The sequence below is a fragment of the Synechococcus sp. RC10B2 genome (assembly GCF_047502635.1).
In genome coordinates, this window is record NZ_JANSHO010000085.1 from 22,582 (window position 1) to 45,747 (window position 23,166).

Sequence of the window (23,166 nt, forward strand, 5' to 3'; positions counted from 1 at the left end):
GCTCCAGAGGGTTCTGGAGCCGTGGAGGTGATTTCAATCTGGGCATCGACCTATTTTCCCACTCCGTTACCAGAGCAGTATCTTCGGCGCTGGAGGGCTTAACTGCCGTGTTCGGGATGGGAACGGGTGTTTCCCCTCCGCTATGGACACCCAGATTGAAAGCGTGCAATTCGCCGCTCATGAGAGGGTCGGCTCCCTCTCATGAGAGGTTTTGACAACTGGAGCTGGAGTCGTCGGAAGTGCGTCAATAGGCAAGCCCTCGGTCAATTAGTACGGCTCAGCTCAACGCATTACTGCGCTTACACCTGCCGCCTATCAACCCAGTCATCTACTGGGGACCTTACTCCGTTGCTCGGATGGGAGACCTTATCTTGGGGTGGGCTTGGCGCTTAGATGCTTTCAGCGCTTATCCCGTCCCGACATGGCTACCCAGCGTCTGCCCCTGGCGGGACAACTGGTACACCAGAGGTCAGTCCAGCCCGGTCCTCTCGTACTAGGGCCAGCTCCCCTCAAGTCTCCTACGCCTGCGGTGGATAGGGACCGACAATCTGTTACTTTCAGCGCACAGAGGGTGCGCCTACTGACCCCGTGATTAGCTCACGAGGCGGGCAAGCCTTTCGGCTTACCTCTGCATGTCGCCATGCAGTTCGGACTGTATCTTCGCCTTCTGGCTACAAGAAGGCGTCTGGCGTACAGTCTCTGAGGGTTCCAGATGAGCCAAAATGGTTTCTATATCCAAGCGACGATATGCGCCATTCTCGTTCATGCTGGCTGCAAGGATGAGCAACGCACGCAGTCCTTCGACAGTTTGGTGTTCGCCTGCATCCAGCCGACGCACAATCGCCGCGAACTTCTCGAAGTCATGGCGCTTTGTGGTCAGAAGTGGGTATCGCTCGAAGAAGGGAATGACCCTTCTTAGCAGATCTTGACGGTTCCGTACCACAAGCACCCATGTTTTGTCTTTCGGGTTCTGCCGAGCATTCGGTTTGAGGTAGCCACATCCCAGTGCCGAGCGTATCATCTCCAACACATGCTTATTGCGCTCGTGCTGGGAGACATGTAGCTCTGGGATGACTTGCCATCCAAACTTCGTGCTTGGATTTCGCTGGATGGCAACATGGAAGCTGCCCTCACCATCGACGAACCCTGCGATATAGTAGCCGATACGCTCATCTGGCCTTCCCTGCTGATTGCCTGCACCTGACGCATTGTCACGCATGCGTTAAGTGTAGCATGCGTAGCGCAGGATACTCACCAGGCTTCCCAGCATATAGCCAGATTTATAGACAGCACGGTAGGTACTGTCTCACGCACATTCCTCCCTTGTTTCCAAGGGTGTAGACTATACCTCCATCCTCCCGAAGGACAAGGAGGAGCCGGCGTGTGATGGACGCCATAGATTTGCCCTAACTTGGGGCAGGACGCCCATCTCAGGCGTAAAGCCTTCAGTCGTTACGGGGAACGGCAGCTTGCACCGCATTACTGCGGAAATCAGGTTCCTTCATCTTCAGCTCCCGTTCTTCCCTCGGTATTGCCCTCTGCAGCGTTCGGCGGACTGCAGGAGGGGTCTACCGATATGAGCCGGTAGGCACCACAGGATTACTCCTGTGGGACGCCACGCCCTATTGGGCTAACGTTCTGAACCCAGCTCGCGTGCCGCTTTAATGGGTGAACCCCCCAACCCTTGGGACCCTATTCAGCCCCAGGATGCGACGAGCCGACATCGAGGTGCCAAACCCCGCCGTCGCTGTGGACGCTCGGGCAGGATCAGCCTGTTATCCCTAGGGTAGCTTTTATCCGTTGAACCCTGGCGTGCCCACGCACAGCCAGAGGGTCACTAGGCCCTGCTTTCGCATCTGCTCGACCCGTTGGTCTCACAGTCAAGCCCGCTTATGCCCTTGCACTCGACGCGCGATTTCCGACCGCGCTGAGCGGACCTTTGGACGCCTCCGTTACCATTTAGGAGGCGACCGCCCCAGTCAAACTACCCGCCTAAGACTGTCTCCACGCCGGATCACGGCGCAGGTTAGCATTCCAGTAGGTCAAGGGTGGTGTTCCATTGGCGCCGAAGCTCCCACCTACGCTCTACATGACATACCGAAATGCAATCTCAAGCTGTAGTAAAGCTCCATAGGGTCTTTCCGTCCTACCGCAGGTAACCCGCATCTTCACGGGTGCTACAGTTTCACCGAGAGTCCCGCTGAGACAGTGGCCCAGTCGTTACGCTTTTCGTGCGGGTCGCAATTTACGCGACAAGGAATTTCGCTTATCGTCTTACCCGAGAGTGAACCTCGAGCGAGCCATACCCTCCTTGTCTCAGGGCACGACTCCTGCATGTCGCCATGCAGATGGGACCATCTCTTCACCTCGTCTTCGAGGCGCCCAGCGTATGGTCTCTGAGGATTCTGGCTTGAGTGCTTCCCAAGCCAGCCTTTCCTGCTGGTTGTCCGCACCAGACGGATTGTTACTCACAGGCGAGTCATTCGCTCATCGGAACGAACTTCCTGCGAGTACCGCTGGATACTCGGAGTTTCCAGCATATAGCTAGGTGCGCACCTCATGGTTACCCATGAGGGGGGCAGCGAAACTACCTTAGGCAGTTGCCCCCTATGTCGCCATAGGGACTGGACCATATCATCACTCCGCAGGGGTCTGCGAAGCGTCTGGCGTATGGTCTCTGAGGATTCTTGAAATCACCTCCTGCAGCGGTCGGAGCCGTTGCTTTCCCTTAGCGGCTGGGTTCATCGCATACGCCTTCTCGACGATGCGTGCCAGCCCCTCAGGGCGGCGGTGTTCCCCGTGGTTCATCAGTTCCAGGATTTCGCGGAACCGATAGAAGGTTTCGCGCTTGCATGAGAAGGGTACCACATACTTCTCGAAGTAGGGTACGACCTTCTCCCAGAGGCTACGCCGACAGTGGATGGCGTAGACATAGCAGTTAGGGCTTCCCGGTTTGGGGAAGATGCGTCCTGTGCCGAAGACTTGCTGGGCGAGTTTGAGCAGGGGTAGTCCGCTGCGGTGTTGCACCAGATGGAACTCTGGGTCAACATAGTATCCGTAGCGGCTGGTGTCGTGGTGTTTGATGCTCACCAGCAGCGAGCCTTCGCCTTCGATGAACCCAGCGAGGAACCATTTCGCCTCTTCGGTGACTTCAAGTCTTTCCTGCTGATTGGCTCCACCCATCACTTTGTCACCTCCTCGGTAGTGTGGGATCCACGAGCTGTTCCAGCATATAGCCAGATTTTACAACGGCCCTGTTACGAACCGTTAGAGTTACGGCCGGCATTCACCCGGGCTTCAGTTCAGGGCTGCACCTTGCGGCTGACCCCTCCCCTTAACCTACGGGCATTGGCCAAGCGTCGCCCCCTATACATCGGGTTTCCCCTTCGCAGAGAGCTGTGTTTTTGGTAAACAGTCGCCAGGCCCTCTTTGCTGCGACCTCCCGCCGCTTGGGCGTTTCAGCCTACACGGTAGGAGGCACCCCTTCTCCCGAAGTTACGGGGTCAATTTGCCGAGTTCCTTAGCGGGACTTCTCTCGCGCGCCTGAGGCTCCTCGCCTCGCCTACCTGTGTCGGTTTGCGGTACGGTCAGGTGGCTTCAACGCTACACGGGTTTTCTCGGCTCCAGTCACGGTCGCTTCGTTCACCACGAGGGATCCCTTCGTCGCCCCAGCGTTGCCTCTGGGGCGAGCGCAGCCTTCCAACTCTGCGCCCGACCGATTCTGAAGCGTCACCGCTTGGCTCCACCACCTGGGGTGGGAATGTTGACCCACTGCCCTTCGCCTACGGCGTTTCGCCCTCGACTTAGGACCGCCTAACCTTCAGCGGACGAACCTGCCTGAAGAACCCTTAGGCTTTCGGCGGACGGGATTCTCACCCGTCTTCTCGCTACTCGTGCCGGCATTCTCACTTCTGCACGCTCCAGTGGTGCTTCCGCTCCACCTTCACTGCGAGCAGAACGCTCCCCTACCGCTCCCCTTGCGGGGAACCCGCCGCTTCGGTAACAGGCTTGAGCCCCCTTACATTGTCGGCGCAGGGTCACATTCGACCAGTCAGCTGTTACGCACTGTTTAAAGGATGGCTGCTTCTAAGCCAACCTCCTGGTTGTTTACGCGACCCTACATCCTTTCACACTTAGCCTGTGTTTGGGGACCTTAGCGGGCGGTCTGGGCTGTTACCCTTTTGACAACGGCGCTCATCCGTCGCTGTCTCACTCCCACGCTTCCTGCTATGCCATTCGGAGTTTGGTTGGGTTCGGTAACCTGGTAGGGCCCCTAGCCCATCCAGTGGCTCTACCTGCATAGCATAGCGCGTGAGGCTGCACCTCAATGCATTTCGGGGAGAACCAGCTATCTCCGCGCTCGATTGGCATTTCACCACACTACCCCCAGTTCATCCGAGCCCTTTTCAACGGACACCGGTACGGCCCTCCACCGTGTGCTACCACGGCTTCAGCCTGACCAGGGGTAGATCGCGCGGTTTCGGGTCTACGCCCAGCGACTGGGTCGCCCTGTGAGGACTCGCTTTCGCTACGGCTCCGCGTCTGAGACGCTTAACCTTGCCGCTGAGCGTAACTCGCCGGCTCATTCTGCAAAAGGCACGCCGTCAGACTGTCCCCCAGAGGGGTATAGTCCTCCGACTGTTTGTAAGCGCACGGTTTCAGGTTCTCTTTCACTCCCCTTCCGGGGTGCTTTTCACCGTTCCCTCACGGTACTGGTTGCGCTATCGGTAGCAAGGAGTATTTAGCCTTACCCGGTGGTCCGGGCAGATTCGCACAGGGCTCCACTTATCCCGTGCTACTCGGGATCCCGACGAGTCGCTTCCACTTTTCGCATACGGGGCTCTCACCCTCTATGGCGTGCCGTTCCAGACACTTCTGCTAAGCGGAAGGCGTCCTCCGATGTCGGTCCCACGACCCCAACTGGGCACGCCCAGTTGGTTTAGGCTCTTCCCCGTTCGCTCGCCGCTACTGAGGGAATCTCGTTCGATTTCTTTTCCTCTGGGTACTGAGATGTTTCAGTTCCCCAGGTTCCCTCCACACCGCCTATGGGTTCAGCGGTGGGTGACCACCCATTCGGTGGCCGGGTTCTCCCATTCGGGGATCTGCGGATCAACGCCTGTTTGCGGCTCCTCGCAGCTTATCGCAGCTTACCACGCCCTTCATCGGCTCCTTGCTCCTAGGCATCCGCCGTGCGCCCTTAGTAGCTTGCCTACTTGGCGCGCTTCTCGATGACTCCAGTCCAGTTGTCAAAGTGGGAAATCGTTGGGTCCGTTGCCCATTGTGTTGGTGCCTTCAGCCCAACCGTCAACGCCCCGTAAGGCGCTGAGGGTTAGGCTGGTGGAGGCGACCGGATTTGAACCGGTGACCCCCTGCGTGCAAAGCAGGTGCTCTCCCGCTGAGCTACGCCCCCACTGGTGGGCGCGATTGGATTCGAACCAATGACCTCACCCTTATCAGGGGTGCGCTCTAACCGACTGAGCTACGCGCCCGTGGCGGTGGTTCCCTCAAAACCGAGCAGGTAGTGCTTTGCGTGCCGTAGAGAGTGGTTTCCGTTAAAGGAGGTGATCCAGCCGCACCTTCCGGTACGGCTACCTTGTTACGACTTAGTCCCCCTTACCAGCCACACCTTCGGCGGCTCCCTCCCGTGTGGGTTAGGCGACCGACTTCGGGTGCAGCCGACTCGGGTGACTTGACGGGCGGTGTGTACAAGGCCCGGGAACGTATTCACGGCGGTATGGCTGACCCGCCGTTACTAGCGATTCCGCGTTCACGCAGTCGAGTTGCAGACTGCGATCCCAACTGAGGGTGGTTTTTTGGGATTCGCTCCCGCTCGCGCGTTGGCTGCCCTTTGTACCACCCATTGTAGCATGTGTGACGCCCTGGACGTAACCGCCATGCTGACTTGACGTCGTCCCCACCTTCCTCCGTGTTGACCACGGCAGTCTCCTCAGAGTGCCCGGCATGACCCGCTGGCAACAGAGGACAGGGGTTGCGCTCGTTGCGGGACTTAACCCAACACCTCACGGCACGAGCTGACGACAGCCATGCAACCGGTGTCCACGGGTCGGTGGGTTTCCCCACCGAGGCGCCCTATTTCTAGGGCGTTTCTCGTGGATGTCAAGCCCAGGTAAGGTTCTTCGGTTTGTATCGAATTAATCCACATGCTCCACCGCTTGTGCGGGCCCCCGTCAATTCCTTTGAGTTTCAACCTTGCGGCCGTACTCCCCAGGCGGGGCGCTTAATGCGTTAGCTTCGGCGCTGAGGGTTAATCCCCCAACACCTAGCGCCCATCGTTTAGGGCTGGGACTACAGGGGTATCTAATCCCTTTCGCTCCCCCAGCTTTCGCACCTCAGCGTCAGCAACGGGCCAGAGATCCGCCTTCGCCACTGGTGTTCCTCCCGATATCAATGCATTTCACCGCTACACCGGGAATTCCAATCTCCTCTCCCGTCCTCGAGCTTCGCAGTATCTGGTGCAGCCTCTCGGTTGAGCCGTGAGATTTCACACCAGACTTACGAAGCCGCCTACGTGCGCTTTACGCCCAGTAAATTCGGGCAACGCTCGCCCCCTACGTATTACCGCGGCTGCTGGCACGTAGTTAGCCGGGGCTTTTTCTGTGGGTACCGTCTGCGTTCGTCCCCACTAAAAGGAGTTTACACCCCGAAGGGCTTCGTCCTCCACGCGGCGTCGCTGGGTCAGGCTTGCGCCCATTGCCCAAAATTCCCGACTGCTGCCTCCCGTAGGAGTGGGGCCCGTGTCTCAGTGCCCCTCGGGCCGATCGTCCTCTCAGACCGGCTACCCGTCGTCGGCTTGGTGAGCCGTTACCTCACCAACAACCTGATAGGCCGCGGGCCCATCCCGAAGCGGAAACCCGTTTAGATACCTTCGCCGAAGCCAAGGCATCCACATCCGGTATTAGCCCGAGTTTCCCCGGGTTATCCCAGTCTTCGGGGCAGGTTACCCACGTGTTACTCCGCCGTTCGCCGCTCTCGGCGCCCCGAAGGACGCCTACCGCTCGACTTGCATGTCTAAGGCACGCCGCCAGCGTTCGCCCTGAGCCAGGATCAAACTCTCCGTCAGAAAACGCGATTCCTGCTTACGCAGGCTCGTTTTCCAAGTTGACTGGCCTCGCAAAGCGTTCTTACCTGCCCGGTTTTCAAGGTTCAATCACCGCTTGCCGCCCTTGCAGCAAGCGCACACGCCAACGCGCCTTTCGGCAAAGCGTCGGCGAGTTCGATTATACCACATCCCAGGCGCGTTTGTCAAGGGCATAGCCCTTACGCACGCAGGTTCTGGGATCTCAAGGTATTGCTTCCGCCCCAAAGTCCCTTGCTCTAAGGCGGGCTATATAATACCCTGCCCGCGACAGCGTTGTCAAGGGTTTAAGCCCGATTCGGGGCAAATTCCCCCCGAATTTCTGCCAATTCGCGGGGCTTCGGCTCAAAAAGGGCGTCGCCCCTACGCTCCGGGCTGCCGCACAACGCCCAAAAACAGCACGGTACCCGTCGGCTGATGCACAATCGCAAACAGGAACGGGCGATCCACGACGAGGTTGAACTGGTCTACAGGCACAGAGGTCACGCCGACCGTGATGCCTGTTGCGGCGGCGGCTTTCGTGCCTTCCTCGTCCACCTCCACCACCGCCTTTTGAATCGCCTTTTGGATGAACAGCCGCTCAGGCGACACATCGGCGATACGGCTGAAGTCGGCGCGGTCGGGGTCAAACGCAACGCCCATCCCCAGCGCGCTCAGCGGGGGCTTCAGGTCGTACTTCGCCTCGATTTTGAAGCGCGGCATCTGCAGGCTGCCCTGCACCACGCGGGACGCCCCAAGCCACTTCGCCCAGTTTTCGGGGGTCAGTTGCTTGCGCAGATCGGCAACCGTGCGTCCCTTGTCGGGCAAAAACAGGTAGAAGCGATAGTCGCCCTCGCCATACGGCAGCGCGACCCCCTCGAAGCCATCGCCCTTGAGGTAGGGCAGCCGCTCCGACAGGCGCATCATCGGAACCTGCTTCGTTGCGCCGCTCTCCAGATAAAACGGCGCGTCTTGAGTGGCGTCCTTTGGGAACGGATATTGCCACTTGCCCTCGAAGTAAAGCGTGTTCACCAGCGCGAGGCGCGTCTGGGCGTCGAAGTCGCCCGCTTGGAACAGTTTCTCGATGAGTCCCTGCGTTTGTTCCTTGACCCAAGTGTTGATGGCGTTGGCGGCAGCCTCAGCGTTCCTGAAGTCCACTGTCTCCGTGCGTGTTTCGTAGTATGTCAGCAGCGCGCGCAGGAAGTCGGGCTTCAGCGGGAAGCCCTGCTGCACCCACAGCCCGTTCGCCATGTGGACGGTGATGCTTTTGTCGGCGGGGTTCAGCAGGCGGGCAAGGGCGCGTGCTTGGGCGTTGATGGCGTCCAGTTTCTGCTCGGTGTAGCCCAGCGTTTTAGCGATGGCGTCGTAGGTCTCGCCTTCTGCGCCGTTTAGCGTCATGCTGAGCGCAAGCGCAAGCGACAGAGGCGAAAAGCACAGGTTCTCGCCCGCTTTGGGATCGTCCAGCTGCTGCAGCATCGTCAGGGCAAACTGCACATTCGCCGCGCGGACCTCATCGGTGATTTGCACAGGTTGAGTCATCTCCTTCGGCGGTCTCGTGCCAGCGTCGCCGCCGCAACCGCTTAGCACCGCCGCCGCCACTGCACCGCACAGCATCAGAATTGGGCGCATCATCGATTCCTCCTGTGGGGTTAGACGATTAGGGACGGGAAATGATTCGTGAAAAGGCGCATAAGCTCCCCCACTAAACCCCACTCCCTTGAGGTATAATGCCTATATGCAAGCGACGAAGCGACAGTACGGGTTCACGCTTATCGAGTTGTTGGTGGTAATTGCCATCATAGCCATCTTAGCGGCGATTCTGTTCCCTGTATTTGCCCAAGCACGGGAGAAGGCGCGTCAGACGATGTGTCTGAGTAACCTCCGTCAGGTCGGCACAGCGGCGATGATGTATGTGCAGGACTACGACGAGGTGTACCCGCTCGCTGAGAACCAGCTAATTCCTCCGCCGGGCTTTTGCGGCGGCGGCTACACGAGCTGCACCTCCATCGGATACCTCTACTGGCTGCAGCCCTACTCGAAGGATAACCTCTACTCGCGTTGTCCAAGCGCGAAGCCAATCACGAACCCCGACTCGCCAACAGGCAGGCGTCTGTCGTGCGAGGGTCGGATTGGTTACGGCGCAGCGTACCCCTCGCCGATGGGCTTCTCAGCAGGGTGCTCCTTCCCGCCGCAGGTGTACCCACCCAGCAAGAGCCTGGCGCAACTGAGCGCACCCGCCAGCCATGTGATGGTGATGGATGCGGTGCCGTCGGGCGTCCAGAGCCGACCGCTGTGGGAGCGGAACGGGTTCTACATGAATGTCGTCCATTCGCCGTTTATGCGCACGGAGTGGCAGCACTACGGGTTCAGCACCGCGCCAGGCTTTCCGCCCGCGTTCCACCAGCGCCCGCACGGACGCCACGCGAAGCAGGTGAATGTGGTCTTCGCCGACGGGCATGTGAAGGCGACCCCGTTCGAGGCGCTGTACGGGCTGCCCGAAACGGAGTGCGAGCGCAACAACAACACCTTCTGCTCAACGGTGGAGTACACGCGCACGCAACGCCCCGACCTGTGGGAGAAGTGGGACTAATCGGGTATAACCCAGCGCTGTGGGCGAGACTCTGCGACGGTTCTGGGAGCAGCGCGGCGATGCGATTATCCTGAACGCGCTTCAGATTGCGCTCATCGTCGCGCTGCTACTTGTGGCGCGGTGGCTGGGCGCGCGGGTAATCGGCGTCATCACGCGCGCGCTCACCCGCAAGGTCGAAGTCTCCGAGCGGCGACAGGCGCAGATTCGCACGGTGAGCGCGCTGCTCAACAGCGTGCTGGGCTATGTGTTGCTGTTCGTGGGACTGCTAAGCATCTTGGGCGCGTTGGGGGTGAACCTCGCGCCTGTGCTGGCGACGGCGGGCGTCACGGGACTGGCAATCAGCTTGGGCGCGCAGCAAATCGTGCGCGATGTGCTGAACGGCTTTTTCATCCTCGTGGAAGACCAGTTCGCCGTCGGCGACGAGGTGACCATCGACGGCGTTCGCGGCGTGGTGGAGACGGTTGGCATGCGTATCACCCGCGTCCGCGACGCGGAGGGACGACTGATCACGCTGGCAAACAGCAGTATCACTCGCGTAACAAACCACAGTCGCGGGCGCGCCCTGCTGAGCCTGGAGGTCAGCATCGCCGCCGAGTACGGGCTGGACGCCGCGCGCGAATGGCTGACCCGAACCTGTGCTGCGTTTATGCACCCTGCCCTACAGACGCCCATCGAGGTGCGCGGACCGACCACGCTGGAGACCACCCGCCACACCTTCCAACTGCGGGCGCACGCCGCCGCAGGGCAACTGGAGACGCTGGGCGACGCGCTGCGCGAACATCTGCTGACGCACGCGCACGCCGACGGCGTCCCACTCGCCTAACGGGTATAATCCCACCCGATGCAAGGGCAGTTCCGACCCCAGACGCCGATGCTGCAGCAGTATTTTCGCCTGAAGGCAGAGTACCCCGATGTGCTGCTGGCGATGCAGGTCGGCGACTTCTACGAGTTCTACGGACCCGACGCCGAAATCGCCGCGCGCGAGCTGGAGATTGTACTGACGGGGCGTGAAGATGGCAGCAACGGGCGCATCCCGATGGCGGGCGTGCCCATCCACGCCTACGAACGCTACTTCGCCAAACTCGTCCAGAAGGGCTATCGCGTCGCCATCTGCGACCAAATCGAAGACCCCAAACTCGCCAAAGGGCTGGTCAAACGGCGCGTCACGCGCGTGCTGACCCCAGGCACCGTCGTGGAAGACTCGATGCTCGACGCGCGGGCGAACAACTACCTCGTCGCCGCCGTGCTGGGCGACCCGATTCACGGACTGGGCGTCGTCGATGTCTCCACAGGCGAATTTTTGGCGACCGAAATCGCAGGCGAGGGACGCCTGCAGAAACTGCTTGACGAACTGTTCCGCCTGCAACCCGCCGAGGTGCTGGTGCCCGAAGACCAAGAGGAACTCATCCAGACCTTGCGCGAGCAACTAAGCGCGACGATTACACCCGTACCGCTGCAGGAATGGGTCGGGCGCGAGGCGCGCGAGATTCTGCTGCGCCATTTTGGGGTGGAGTCGCTGCGCGGGTTCGGCTGCGAGGAGTTCACGCGCGGACTGGACGCTGCTGCGCTTGCCCTGCGCTACCTGCAGCAGAACCAGATGACCGCACTGGAACACATCCGCACGCTGTCGACCTACTCGGTGGAGCGGTTTATGTACCTTGATGCGACGGCGCGGCGGCATCTGGAACTCACGCAGAACCTGATGGACGGCACACGGCGCTACACGCTGCTGGCAAGCATCGACAGCACCTGCACGCCGATGGGCGCGCGGCTGCTGAAACGCTGGCTTGACGAGCCGCTGCTGGAGCCTGACGCAATCGCCGCGCGGCTGGACGCGGTAGACGCGCTGGCGCAGCAGAGCATCCGTCGCGACGCGCTGCGCCAGATGCTGCGCCCGCTGGCGGACTTGGAGCGACTTGCCGCACGAGCCAGCACAGGCACAGCGAACGCCCGCGACCTCGTCGCGCTGCGCCAGTCGCTGCAACGCCTGCCCGCCCTATATGCCGAAGCGGACGCCCTGCTGCGCGAGCTGTCCCAGCCCCCAACACTGCTGGCGACCCTTGCGCCGCGCCTCGCGCCCCTAAGCGACCTCTGCGCCCTGCTGGAACGCGCCCTCGTCGACGACCCGCCCGCCGACCTCAAATCGGGCGGCGTCATCCGCGATGGCTACGACCCCGAATTAGACCGCCTGCGCCAAGTGCGCACCGACGGCAAACAGTGGATCGCCCAACTGGAAGCCAAAGAGCGGCAGCGCACGGGCATCCCCAGCCTCAAGGTCGGCTACAACGCCGTCTTCGGCTACTACTTGGAGGTCTCCAAGCCGCACCTGAACAAAGTGCCCGCCGACTACATCCGCAAGCAGACGCTGGCGAACGCCGAACGCTTCATCACGCCCGAACTCAAGGAGCAGGAGGCAATCCTACTGGGCGCGGAGGAGCGCATCAACGCGCTGGAGTTTGAGTTGTTTTCGCGCGTGCGGGGCGAGGTTGCCCGCTGCACGCCGCAGTTGCAGTCGCTGGCGCGGGCAATCGCCGAGTGGGATGTGCTGTGCGCCTTCGCCGAGAACGCCGTGCGCTACCGCTATGTGCGCCCCGTGGTGGATACGGAAGACCGCATCCACATCGTCGGCGGACGCCACCCCGTCGTGGAGCGCTTCAGCGAGAAGCCGTTCGTGCCCAACGACTGCCGCTTAGACCCCACCCAGCGGCTAATTATCCTGACGGGACCGAATATGAGCGGGAAGTGCCTGTCGGGCGAGACGCTGGTGTTTACAGAGCGGGGCATCTGTCGGCTGCGCGACCTTGCGCCGCCCGACGCGCCGCTGAACGCTTTTGCGCCGATAGATACCCGCGTGCAGACGCGCGACGGCGTGCAGCGCGCGACGCAGTTCTACTCTGGCGGGGAGCAAGCGACGATTCGGCTGACCACGCGACTGGGATTCACGCTGGAGGGCACGCCCGACCACAAGGTGTGGACGCGCCGTGAAGACGGTTCGGAGGGCTGGACGCGCCTCGGCGACTTGCGCCCAGGCGATTGGGTCGCCCTCGCGCGCGGGTTCGAATGCTGGGGCAACCAGACTGAACTGCCTGCGCTATCCAATGATTGGCATAGCAATACACGATATTACCGTACCCCCACCCATCTCACGCCTGATCTTGCCTACTGGTTGGGGCTACTCATCGGCGACGGCACGATAACTTATCGCAATGCTATCGTCTTTTCCACGAAAGATCCGTTCCTCGCAGAGCAGTTCTGCGAACTTTCTGAGCGACTGTTCGGCTACACGCCCACCCACAAGGCAAACGGCAAGGACTACTCCATTTCCAGTACCTACTTGAGGCAGTGGCTGCACCAAATCGGATTGGATTACGCAACTGCAGCGACGAAGCGCACGCCTCAGTGCATCCTCTGCGCCCCACGCGAGTGCGTCGTAGCCTATCTGCAAGGACTGTTCGATACCGACGGCTATGTGGAGCGCAAGTACGGGAATGTGTTCCTCACCACCGCCTCGCGCCTGCTTGCGCTGGAGACCCAGATGCTGTTACTTAACCTGGGGATTGTAGCGTCGTTGCGTGAAAAAATTGCGCGCGGGAAGGTGCGCTACGAACTTGCGATGGTTTGGGAGGATTATGTCGCCCTCACCCCCAGCCCCTCTCCCACGAGGTGGGAGAGGGGTATAGGGGCGCACGGCTGTGCGCCCTCTCTCACCAGCAGGGTGGAACTGACAAGGGCTGACTCCTTGACTTCACAGTGTGTATGGGGCACTTGCTTTTTTGCCCTCACCCCCAGCTCCTCTTCCACAAGGTGGGGAAGGGGAGCCGTGCGCGAGCCCTTTTGGAGTGCTGAAGCGTCAGCTTCAGCATTAGGCGGAAGCTTCGCTTCCGCACTCCAAACTCCCCCTCGCCCGCTTGCGGGAGAGGGGGACAGAGGGGGTGAGGGCAAACTCTTCTACGACTCTATCATCCGCCTTGAACCCAGTCGCGCTGTCGTCTACGACTTGAATATTGAGCCTGACCATAACTACATCGCGCAGGGCTTCGTTAGCCACAACTCCACCTACATTCGCCAAAACGCACTGATTGTGCTGATGGCGCACATCGGTAGTTTCGTGCCCGCCGAAAGAGCCGAAATCGGTCTGGTAGACCGCATTTTCACTCGCGTCGGCGCACGCGACGAACTCGCCACGGGGCAGTCCACCTTCATGGTAGAGATGACCGAGACCGCCAACATCCTCAACAACGCGACCGCGCGTAGCCTCGTGATTCTGGACGAAATCGGGCGCGGCACCAGCACCTACGACGGGCTGGCAATCGCGTGGGCGGTCGCCGAGTACCTGCACGCGATTGGCTGCAAGACGCTGTTTGCAACCCACTACCACTACCTCAACGAGTTGGCGAACCGCTTGGAGGGCGTCGCCAACTACCGCGTCGCCGTCAAGGAGCAAGGCGACCGCATCGTGTGGCTGCACAAGGTGCTGCCTGGCGGTACGGATCGCAGTTATGGCGTGCATGTGGCGCGGATGGCAGGCGTGCCCCCAGAGGTGGTGCAGCGCGCCGAGCAAATCCTGCGCGAGTTCGAACGGCGCGGCGTGCAAGGCGCAGTGCAGCCGCCCACCAGCGACGCGCCGACCGTCCGCACCAAAAAACTGCAACTGACCCTTTTCGAGGCGGAGATGCATCCCGTGCTGGAAGCCCTCCGCGCGCTGGACATCACGACGCTCAGCCCCGTCGAAGCGCTGCTGAAACTGGACGAGCTGAAGCGCAAGTTGGAATCGTAGGCTATGGAAGGGGATGTCGCTCATATGGATGCTGCCGCCCGCGCGTGGCAGGCACTGACTCGCCTGTGGGCGTAAACAACTCTACCAGTTGCTCTACTCGAGCTGTGGGCGATTAAGTTTCTGCACAGGGATAGACAGAACAATCCAGCCATCCAAGTTTAGTTCCAGAATATGTCCCCGATAACGACTCTCGCTTATGCGAGCCTCGCCTCGCTGATGAAGCAAGATTGCCAAATCGCTCGACGCATTCAGCCAGAGCCATTCGTGTAGCTCACTGTCTAAGGTATAGCGCAAGTACACTTCTATGCAACGCTTGAACCGTCCGAAGGGAACTTTGCTCAAGGGTATTGTTCCCTCGCTTAGCTCCCGTGCCGAACCAAACAGCGTGTCTACCCAGTACCATGCGAACCACTGCTGACCCAAAGTCGCTAATTTTAGTTGACCAAAGTATTCGTCTTTGACAGGGAGAGCTAAGTCTTGCAGGGCGATTATGGGGTTTAACCTCGCCAAGTTATTAGCTTGTGACGCCGAGATGGAACGCCGCAAGTGCTGAAAGTCTGCGGGGTACTTCTTGCTCTCCTCCGCCCAGCGAAGAAGTGTAGCTAAAGGTAAATCGACAGCACGGTCTATAAAGCTAAGCCAATTCCGCCATATCAAAACCCCTTCGTTCAATTCTGCACGCCATACCCCGTTCGTGCTCAATTTGCGCGCCATATCCTTCAGTCCTACCTGCAGGTGGGAATCTCCCTCAGTCTCCAGCAACGCCCGCGCTGGATAGACTTCAACAATCACTTCTTGTTTTTTCTCTGTTGCCAATACTGCCATCCAGCTGTAAAGTGATAGGTACGACGGGAATTTGGTTGTGAGATGCATATCCTGTTGCCATGCTTGCACCGCCTGCTTCAGCCAGTCCTGATGAATCTCAGTAGCGACCTTGTACTTGTCTGCGATGGACTCGTCTATTTCCTTGAAAACTGCAATTAGCCACTCGGTGTTTAAGCCATGTTCGGGCGTGTACTCATAATATGGTAAATATATTGGCATCCTCTTGCTCCCCACTAAAAGATCCAAAGAGACTGTGAATGCCATTTCGGATGAGTTGAATTCGCATCTGAGGACAGCCATCGGAGAACCATTAGGTTTGATTGCCACTCGATTGCCTTTGCTTTGTATACTTTCCAGCTCGTCTTGCAAGACCATTTGTAAATACTCGTCATCGGGTCGTAAATAAAATACCCTAAATGCATGACCGTTTTGAATCGACTCCTCTATCAGGCTTGATGGGAAGTTTCTAACGAAGCGCTCAGCCAGCAGGAAGCGGCTTCGGTAGCGCTCTATCTCAGCGAGGGCGAAAAGAGCAAACTTTGCCCTCGTCGTTTCATCCTCGCCATAAAAGTGTCCACCAAAATAGCTCCCAAATCTCCAAATGAAGGCGCGCCGATCTAAGTTCGCTTGCTGTTGCGCCCATTCCCGAAGCTCAGGTGAAACCTCCAGTTCAGCTGCTTTCCGAATTCGCTTTGCCAGAAGCTCAGCCAGACTGGCTGAAGTCTCTTCTGCGTCTTCATCTTCTGGATAGACTTCTCTGATGTGTGTACCTGCTTGAAGACGCAGATGGCGCAGTTCTGTGTCGGTTATGCTACGGGGCAGGCTACTTAAAATCTCGAACACATTCAACTCGCGTGGTGGAGGGGCAGTTTTGCCTGCGAAGTATCTGGCAAGCAAATCTGCGAATTTCTTCCGCATGAGTTGTTCCTGCGAAAGAACTTTCTTGTCGCGCTCCATAATCCATATCTCTCTGGATGAGTCCTTGTCGGCAGTGGGACGGATGCAAAGGTCTAAGCTGTACTCCAACAGGTGCTTTAATTCTTCCCAAGTGCGAGGTTTTAATGAAAGGAAAGCTATCCTCTGGCGCAGCGAGGGGTCGCAACGCACTTGGCGTGTCTCTGTGGACAAGCGCAGGGCTATCTGCTCAAACGAGTATAAGCCAGGCTCAAATCCTACCTTCTGCTCCCCTGTTTGAGCAGAGCCCAGCGCTGTCCACGCTGCCCATACCGCTAACAAAAGCCAGTATCTCATAACTGCCTCTGCAAACGAATAATCGAGAGAATACTGTACCCAAACAAAAGCTGCCAGATGGTTGCGACTAGCCCAGATGCAGTCGGCGTCACAGGCGCAGGTACAGGCGCAGGCCCCCCACCAGGTGGGCAGTTAAGACCTCTTGTGCAGAATGGTCCAGATGTGCAAAATTGGCTTGGATCATGTGGGTTTCGACCACTAGTGCAGCCGTTGTGGGCGTGGGAGGTACAACTACGACCTATCGTGCAGTTGTCACTTTTTGTGCAGCCATCCCCCGCTGTGCACCGCCAACCGGCTGTACATCCTCTTCCCATCGTGCAGTTGCCTGCTGCGCCGCCTACGGTACAGTTTCTGCCCGCTGTACAATTGGGATCCCAGGTACAATTCCGCCCGTAAGTACAGTCGTCTCCTTTAGTGCAATCTTCGTTTTTCGTGCACTGAACATCGCTGGTGCATCCCCCAGCGCCTGTGCATTCTCCTGAGGTGCATTGATCCGCGATACAGTACCTCCCAGGAGTGCAGTCGCGGTAGTTTGTACACTCAGACCCATCTGTACAACCCACCATCGTTGCAAGAGCAAGTCTTTCTGCGTTCACATCACGCTCCCGTCTAACTGATTGCTCTCTAACACTATCATCGGGTAGCTTACTCACATGCACAACATTCATTTCCATCCCTCTAGCGCTTAGCATCGCGATATGCCGATACAGGGCACCCGTACCTTCCTCGGCCAGGCTTAGTTGATAGAGACAGGTTCCCAATACGAACAGTAGAATCGCTCGCGTAGAGTTCATCATCGCCAGCGTCGTAGCACCTCCGTTAATAGTAACGCTCCAAAGACACATTTGGGGACATGGGCATGCTTTTTCAGCCGAAACTCCACACGTTTTTGCCGCATGCTCGCATTATGAAGGCGCACAACATCACGCCCTCACGGGGTTAGCACTGCAGCGCCGCGGATTTTACCCTCACGCAGTGCCTGCAACGCCTCGTTCGCCTGCTCCAGCGGGAACGGCGTCGGGTGCGTCTCGATGGTGAAGAGGCGGATGCGCTCGAAAAACGCCGTACCGTCCTCGCGCGTCAGGTTCGCCACCGAACGCACGACCCGCTCGCCCCACAAAATGGCATACGGGAATGACGGGATGTCGCTCATGTGGATACCGCCGCACACGACGACACCGCCCTTGTCCACCGCCCGCAGCGCGGCAGGCACTAACTCGCCCACAGGCGCAAACAGAATCGCCCCGTCCAGCGGCTCTGGCGGGATTTGTTCGGAGTCGCCTGCCCACCACGCACCCAGCCCCCGCGCGTAGTCCTGTGTCTCGTGGTCGCCAGGGCGCGTGAAGGCGAACACGCGCATCCCGTCGCGGATGGCAATCTGGATTAGGATGTGCGCCGCCGCGCCGAAGCCGTACAGCCCCAGCCGATTGCCCAGCATCTCGCGCCGCGCGATTCGGTACGAACGGTAGCCAATCAGCCCCGCGCACAGCAACGGCGCTGCGCTCACTGCGTCGTAGCCGTCGGGGATGGGGAACACATAGCGGGCGTCGGCGACGGCGTACTCGGCGTAGCCACCGTCCAGCGTGTAGCCCGTGAATTTCGCGAAGGGGCACAGGTTCTCGCGTCCCGCCTCGCAGTACCGACACGCGCCGCAAGTCCAGCCCAGCCACGGCACGCCCACCCGCTGACCCACCTGCAGCGTGCTGACCTCCGCGCCGCGTTGCACCACCTCACCGACAATCTCGTGCCCCAGAATCAGCGGCAACTTCGGGTTCGGCAGCTCGCCATCCACAATATGCAGGTCGGTACGGCACACGGCGCACGCATGCACGCGGATCAGCACTTGGTGCGCCTCGGGCTGCGGGATGGGCACTTCCCGCAGCACCAGCGGCTGCCCGACCTGCTCCAGCACCATCGCCCGCATCGTACTCATACGCGCTCAAACAGCCCTGCTGCGCCCATGCCCAGCGCGGCGCACATCGTAACGAGACCGTAGCGTCCGCCCGTGCGTTGCAGCGCGTACGCCAGCGTGACGACCTGCCGCGCACCCGTACAACCCAGCGGATGCCCCAGCGCTATCGCGCCGCCCAGCGGGTTCACCCGCGCCATCGGCATCTCGAAGATGCAGTTCGACGCCAGCACCTGCGCCGCGAACGCCTCGTTGAACTCGATGTGGTCTATCGCGTCGATGCCGACGCCCGTACGCCGAAGCAGTTTCGGGATGGCATAGGCAGGCGCGACGCCGAAGTCCTCTGGGGTTAGCGCGGCGGTCGTGTAGCCCATGAAGCGCAGTAGGGGCTTAATGCCCAGCGCGTCCGCCTTGCGTGCGCGCATCACCAGCACGGCAGCCGCGCCGTCGCTGCGCTGCGAGGCGTTGCCCGCCGTGATGATCCCGTCGGCGCGGAACGCAGGCTTGAGTTTCGCCAGCGCCTCCATGCTTGTGTCGCGGCGGGGTCCCTCGTCGCAGGTGAGGGTAATCGTCTCGCGTTGCGGGCGTCCGCAGGCGTCCACCGTCTGCACTTCGGTCTGCACGGGGGCGATTTCGGCGTCGAACAGCCCCTCGTCTTGGGCGCGGACGGCTTTCTGGTGGCTCTGCAGCGCGAAGGCGTCCGCCTGCTCGCGCGTGATGCCGTACTTGCGGGCAAGTTGCTCCACCGACAGCCCCATGCTCAAGTAGGTGTTGGGCGCGTCGCGGAACAGCGTCGGGTTTGGATGCGTGCGGATGTCCAGAAACGGCACGCGGCTCATGCTCTCCACGCCCCCTGCGAGGATGATGTCAGCGTCGCCTGCACAGATACGCTCGGCGGCGATGGCGACGGCTTCCAGCCCCGACGCGCAGAAGCGGTTCACCGTCGCGCCAGGCGTGCTTTGGGATAGCCCCGCACGCAGGGCAGCAACGCGGGCGATATTCATCCCCGATTCGCCTTCGGGCGTCGCGCAGCCGAAAATCACATCCTCAATCTCTTGGGGGTCTACGGCGGGGCATCGTGCGAGGACAGCTTGAATCGACATCGCGGCGAGGTCATCGGGTCGGGTGTGGCGCAGGCTGCCGCGCGGCGCTTTGCCGATGGGCGTGCGCGCCGCTGCCACAATCACGGCTTCGTTGCTCATGCGTGCCTCCATCGGCAAGAGGATACCTGATGGGGGCTTCCACCATCGTCGGGTGCGGGTGGACAGGCTGCTCCTATGGCAGGCTTTCCAAACGATAGTCGCCTATCCAGCGAAGCCAGTCCAGTTGGCGGCTTAGGGCGTTGTAGAGTCGCTTGTCGCCCGTAAAGCACCACACGCCTAACTGCTGGGCAAGCGCCAAGTACGCGCTATCGTAGTATGACCGTTGATAGCGATGCGCCAACTCAAGTGCCAACTCGTTCACCTCGCCAAACGGGTGGAAGCGGATATTGAGCATTGGAAGCACGCTGATTGCGGTCAACGCTTCCTCCCAAAGAATACGCTGTTGGCGCAGCGCTGCCCATAGCCCGTTGCCCCATTCATAACCCAGAAGGTCAGGCGCGTGCAGTATAAGCCGCCCCCCGATGCTGTCAGCGAGCAGCTGGGACGCTTGCTCTATGCCTTCTTCGTCGTTGAACACCCACTTGAGGGCGACAGAGGCGTCTACAACGACCGCTTTAGCGACCACGCTCATACTCGATCAGTTCGCGCACGGGATGGGGCAGCGGGGGGTGCGAGTCGCGAATACGGAACAGTTGCTCTATCGGCGAAGCGTCCGAGGGGGACGCTGGCTCGCAAAACACGATACGCACTTCCACCTCCCCCTCCACTTCGGGTAGAGGCTCACCTGGCAAGGGGCGAATGGTCTTGCCGTCATAAACGCCGCGAATAGTCAGCATGTTCTTTCCCTCGTGTAAAGTGCTGGAGCGCAAGCCTCAGCCAAAGGCAGAAGCTTCGCTTTTACGCTCCAGAGAGCGCACTACGCCTTGTGGATGCAGTGCCCTGCGGCGTCGTGGAACGCTTCCATCAGCGCCTCCACCATCGTCGGGTGTGGGTGGATGGTGTCCACCAGCTCGTCGAGGGTGGCTTCCAGCTTGATGGCAAGCACGGCTTCCTGCAGCAGGTCGCTGGCGTGCCCGCAGCAGATGTGGACGCCGAGAATCTGCCCGTATTTGGCGTCGGCGACCACCTTGACCAGCCCGTCGCGCTCGCCGACCGCCATCGCGCGCCCCAAAATGCGCGGCTGGAACTTGCCGACGCGCACCTCGTAGCCTTGCTCGCGCGCCTGCTGCTCGGTCAGCCCGACGCCCGCCACCTCAGGCACAGTGTAGACCACATTGGGCACGGCGCGGTAGTCCATCGTGCGCCCCGCGCCGAAGCAGTTTTCGGCGGCGACGATACCCTGCGCGCTCGCCACATGCGCCAGCGGGGCAATCCCAGTGATGTCGCCAATCGCGTAGATGTGCGGGATGTTCGTGCGCATTTGCTCGTCCACCGCCACATACCGCTTGTTCATCTGGACGCCGACCGTCTCCAGCCCGATGCCGTCCACATTCGGCTTGCGTCCGACGCCGATTAGCACCACCTGCACATCGAACTGCTGCATGCCGTTGGGCGTCTCCACATGGCAGCGCCAGCGGTCGCCGACGCGCTCGGCGGATTTGAGTGTGCTGCCCGTGATGAACTGGATCCCCTGCTTCGACAGGGCGCGCTCCGCCTCTTTGGCAATCTCTTCGTCGAAGGTGGGCAAGATGTGCGGCATCATCTCCACGACCGTCACATGACTGCCCAGCGCGTTGAACACGAAACTGAACTCCACGCCGACCGCGCCCGCGCCCAGAATCAGCATGCTGTCGGGCACGAACGGCGCGTTCACGGCGTCATCGCTCGTCCACACATTCTCGCCTTCCAGACCGGGGATGTTGATTTTCATCACGCTGGAACCCGTCGCGAGGATGATGTTCTTGCCGCGCACGAGGTCTTTGCTCCCGTCGGGGCGCGTGACCTCGATGGTGTGCGGGTCTATCAGTTTGCCCGTGCCCTCGATGCTCTGGACGCCGTTTTTCTTGAACAGCATGCCGATGCCGCCGCGCAGAGTCTGCACGATTTTGCTTTTGCGCGCCTGCATCTGCTCGAAGTCGTAGTCCACTGTGCCGTTGATGAGGATGCCCATCTCCTTCGCGTGCAGCACATGCTGATAGCGTTCGGCGTGGGCGATCATCGCTTTGCTGGGGATACAGCCCCAGTTGAGGCAGGTTCCGCCTAAATATTCGCGCTCGATACAAATCACACTGCCGCCGCCATGTTCTTTGGCGAGTTGCCCTGCGCGGATGGCAGCCACATAGCCGCCTGGTCCCGCGCCCAGCACCACGACATCCGCTTCGTAAGTTGCCATAGACGCCTCCCTAACGACGGGAAGTATACCCCAGCAGGGAGGGATAACGGTCAGAACCGATACTGCGCCGCCAGGATTACGCGGTCGTTAGCGACGCGGTTGCCGCGCTCTTCGGTGGCTTGCTCGTAGCGCAGGCTGAAGCGCACATTCGCTTGCACGAAGTAGTGATAGGTCAGCGAGAGGGTCTGGATTCGGTCGCCGCCGCGCTTGGTGTCGGGGTCAAAGTCCTCCCACGCCAGCACAATCTGGTTGCGCGGGTTCGGCTCATAGATTGCGTACAGGAACACCGTCTGCAGGTCGCTGGGAGTCAGGAATCGCGGCGCGGTTCCACCTGCGGGGTTGCGGTCGCGTCCCCAGATGTAGTCGGCGCGGATTTTCAGGGGTGTGTTCGGGATGCGCTGTTCCAGTTCGGCGTAGAAGATACGGCGCTCGCTGTCGGGCACTTCGATGGGGTTGTTGTTCGCGTCGCGCGCCTGCAGGCGCGGGCGCGTGCCCGCCAACCCGCCGATGGCGAGCTGCGTGTCGCCGCTGCGGTAGCGCCAGCTAAGCGTGCCCGCTGTCGCCGCTTGCCCACCCGACGCATTCAGTTGTGGGTCGCGATAGGTCAGACTGTTCCAGACGCCCGCCTCCAGCGTGTTTTGCGCGTTCACGCGGTAGGCGACATAGCCCCCCGCGCAAGCGCGCTCCCGCGAAGAGAGTGCGCGTCGTGTTGCCCCGCTCCAGCGTGTCAAGAATCACAATCCGCTCGCGCACATCGTAAAACAGCGGTGCAAGCATCTGCCCCACGAAAACTGTAATCTCCACCCTGGGTCTCCACGCAACAAATGCGTCCAGCAAGTCTGCCGCGCGTCCCGCCTCACCCGAAGCGAACTCCACCTGAAGATTGCCCGTGGCCTGCTCGTCGACCTGAAACCGCGCACCAAGCCGCGCCAAGCGCACGCTGAACCCGTCGCTGCCCTGATCGCCTTGTACATCGCTCCACTGCACGCGCAGCACACCTGTCAGCTGTACCCGCTCGTCAAGCGCCTCACCTGAATAGGCAAGGCGCGACAGCACGCATAGCCCACTGAAAAGTCCTAAAAGCTTCCTGCTTCGCATCGTCGCCTCCTTGCTTGGGCTGTGGGGGATACGCCGCGCGGGACGCCTTTCCTGCTGCTATAGGTGTGTTCCGCCGAGTCGGGTATAATCCCTGTATGCCCGAAACCGTAGCGCCTGTCGTGTCCGAGCAGGAGCAGGTCGCCCCACCCATCGACCTGCTACAAGCCGAACGCGAACTGCTCCACAAATACCAACTCCACGAACTG

At 60.4% G+C, this 23,166-nt stretch carries 11 protein-coding genes, 2 tRNA genes, 3 rRNA genes and 2 pseudogenes; 4 read left to right on the forward strand and 14 right to left on the reverse strand.

All coding sequences use genetic code 11. From position 1 onward, the window contains the following. Nucleotides 1-37: 37 nt before the first annotated feature. The 6 genes from rrf to NW855_RS13535 all read right to left on the reverse strand — a co-directional run bounded on the left by rrf (nucleotide 38) and on the right by NW855_RS13535 (nucleotide 8,707). Nucleotides 38-154: ribosomal RNA gene (gene rrf, locus NW855_RS13510) — 5S ribosomal RNA — on the reverse strand. A gap of 93 nt (nucleotides 155-247) precedes the next feature. After that, nucleotides 248-5,211: ribosomal RNA gene (locus tag NW855_RS13515) — 23S ribosomal RNA — on the reverse strand. A gap of 124 nt (nucleotides 5,212-5,335) precedes the next feature. Continuing rightward, nucleotides 5,336-5,410 (reverse strand) — tRNA-Ala (locus NW855_RS13520). A gap of 2 nt (nucleotides 5,411-5,412) precedes the next feature. Further along, nucleotides 5,413-5,489 (reverse strand) — tRNA-Ile (locus NW855_RS13525). A gap of 65 nt (nucleotides 5,490-5,554) precedes the next feature. Beyond that, nucleotides 5,555-7,081: ribosomal RNA gene (locus NW855_RS13530) — 16S ribosomal RNA — on the reverse strand. Together the 16S, 23S and 5S rRNA genes with 2 tRNA genes alongside form the textbook arrangement of a ribosomal RNA operon. Nucleotides 7,082-7,459: 378 nt before the next feature. After that, nucleotides 7,460-8,707: a serpin family protein gene (locus tag NW855_RS13535; RefSeq protein WP_414508924.1), complete on the reverse strand. Its 1,248-nt coding sequence runs from the start codon at nucleotides 8,705-8,707 to the stop codon at nucleotides 7,460-7,462. Nucleotides 8,708-8,810: 103 nt separating this feature from the next. Between NW855_RS13535 and NW855_RS13540 the strand changes: the two genes are divergently transcribed. Continuing rightward, nucleotides 8,811-9,665: a prepilin-type N-terminal cleavage/methylation domain-containing protein gene (locus tag NW855_RS13540; protein ID WP_414508925.1), complete on the forward strand. Its 855-nt coding sequence runs from the start codon at nucleotides 8,811-8,813 to the stop codon at nucleotides 9,663-9,665. An 81-nt stretch (nucleotides 9,666-9,746) separates the two neighbouring features. Here the strand turns inward: NW855_RS13540 and NW855_RS13545 are convergent, their stop codons facing one another. Then, nucleotides 9,747-9,875, reverse strand: coding sequence for a hypothetical protein (locus NW855_RS13545; protein ID WP_414508933.1), 129 nt, complete (start codon nucleotides 9,873-9,875; stop codon nucleotides 9,747-9,749). Nucleotides 9,876-9,909: 34 nt separating this feature from the next. Between NW855_RS13545 and NW855_RS13550 the strand changes: the two genes are divergently transcribed. From NW855_RS13550 to NW855_RS13560, 3 genes and pseudogenes are all read left to right on the forward strand, one after another. Further along, a complete protein-coding gene (locus NW855_RS13550; protein WP_414508932.1) occupies nucleotides 9,910-10,488 on the forward strand; it encodes a mechanosensitive ion channel family protein in 579 nt (192 codons plus the stop codon). 48 nt (nucleotides 10,489-10,536) lie between these two features. Then, nucleotides 10,537-13,656, forward strand: a pseudogene (gene mutS / locus NW855_RS13555) (DNA mismatch repair protein MutS); the annotation flags it as partial. An 18-nt stretch (nucleotides 13,657-13,674) separates the two neighbouring features. Then, nucleotides 13,675-14,442 (forward strand): annotated as a pseudogene (locus NW855_RS13560) (MutS-related protein); the annotation flags it as partial. A 93-nt stretch (nucleotides 14,443-14,535) separates the two neighbouring features. Here NW855_RS13560 and NW855_RS13565 read toward each other — a convergent pair. The 7 genes from NW855_RS13565 to NW855_RS13595 form a co-directional block, all read right to left on the reverse strand. Further along, on the reverse strand, nucleotides 14,536-16,224 hold the full coding sequence (locus tag NW855_RS13565) for a hypothetical protein (protein WP_414508926.1): 1,689 nt from the start codon (nucleotides 16,222-16,224) through the stop codon (nucleotides 14,536-14,538). A 1,225-nt stretch (nucleotides 16,225-17,449) separates the two neighbouring features. After that, nucleotides 17,450-18,451 carry a zinc-dependent alcohol dehydrogenase family protein gene (locus NW855_RS13570; protein ID WP_414508927.1) on the reverse strand — a complete coding sequence of 334 codons (1,002 nt, stop codon included), beginning with the start codon at nucleotides 18,449-18,451 and terminating at the stop codon, nucleotides 17,450-17,452. Beyond that, complete coding sequence (locus NW855_RS13575) at nucleotides 18,448-19,629, reverse strand: thiolase family protein (protein ID WP_414508928.1); 1,182 nt, start codon at nucleotides 19,627-19,629, stop codon at nucleotides 18,448-18,450. The genes NW855_RS13570 and NW855_RS13575 overlap by 4 nt, the downstream gene beginning before the upstream one ends. A 73-nt stretch (nucleotides 19,630-19,702) precedes the next feature. Continuing rightward, the gene (locus NW855_RS13580) at nucleotides 19,703-20,161 is read right to left on the reverse strand and encodes a type II toxin-antitoxin system VapC family toxin (protein WP_414418958.1); all 459 of its coding nucleotides are present in this window, start codon (nucleotides 20,159-20,161) and stop codon (nucleotides 19,703-19,705) included. Next, nucleotides 20,145-20,366, reverse strand: a complete 222-nt coding sequence (locus tag NW855_RS13585; RefSeq protein ID WP_414508929.1) for a hypothetical protein — start codon at nucleotides 20,364-20,366, stop codon at nucleotides 20,145-20,147. The genes NW855_RS13580 and NW855_RS13585 overlap by 17 nt, the downstream gene beginning before the upstream one ends. Nucleotides 20,367-20,446: 80 nt before the next feature. Beyond that, on the reverse strand, nucleotides 20,447-21,862 hold the full coding sequence (gene lpdA, locus NW855_RS13590; protein WP_414508930.1) for a dihydrolipoyl dehydrogenase: 1,416 nt from the start codon (nucleotides 21,860-21,862) through the stop codon (nucleotides 20,447-20,449). A gap of 50 nt (nucleotides 21,863-21,912) precedes the next feature. Next, a complete protein-coding gene (locus tag NW855_RS13595) occupies nucleotides 21,913-22,593 on the reverse strand; it encodes a hypothetical protein (RefSeq protein ID WP_414508931.1) in 681 nt (226 codons plus the stop codon). Between the last annotated feature and the right edge of the window lie 573 nt (nucleotides 22,594-23,166).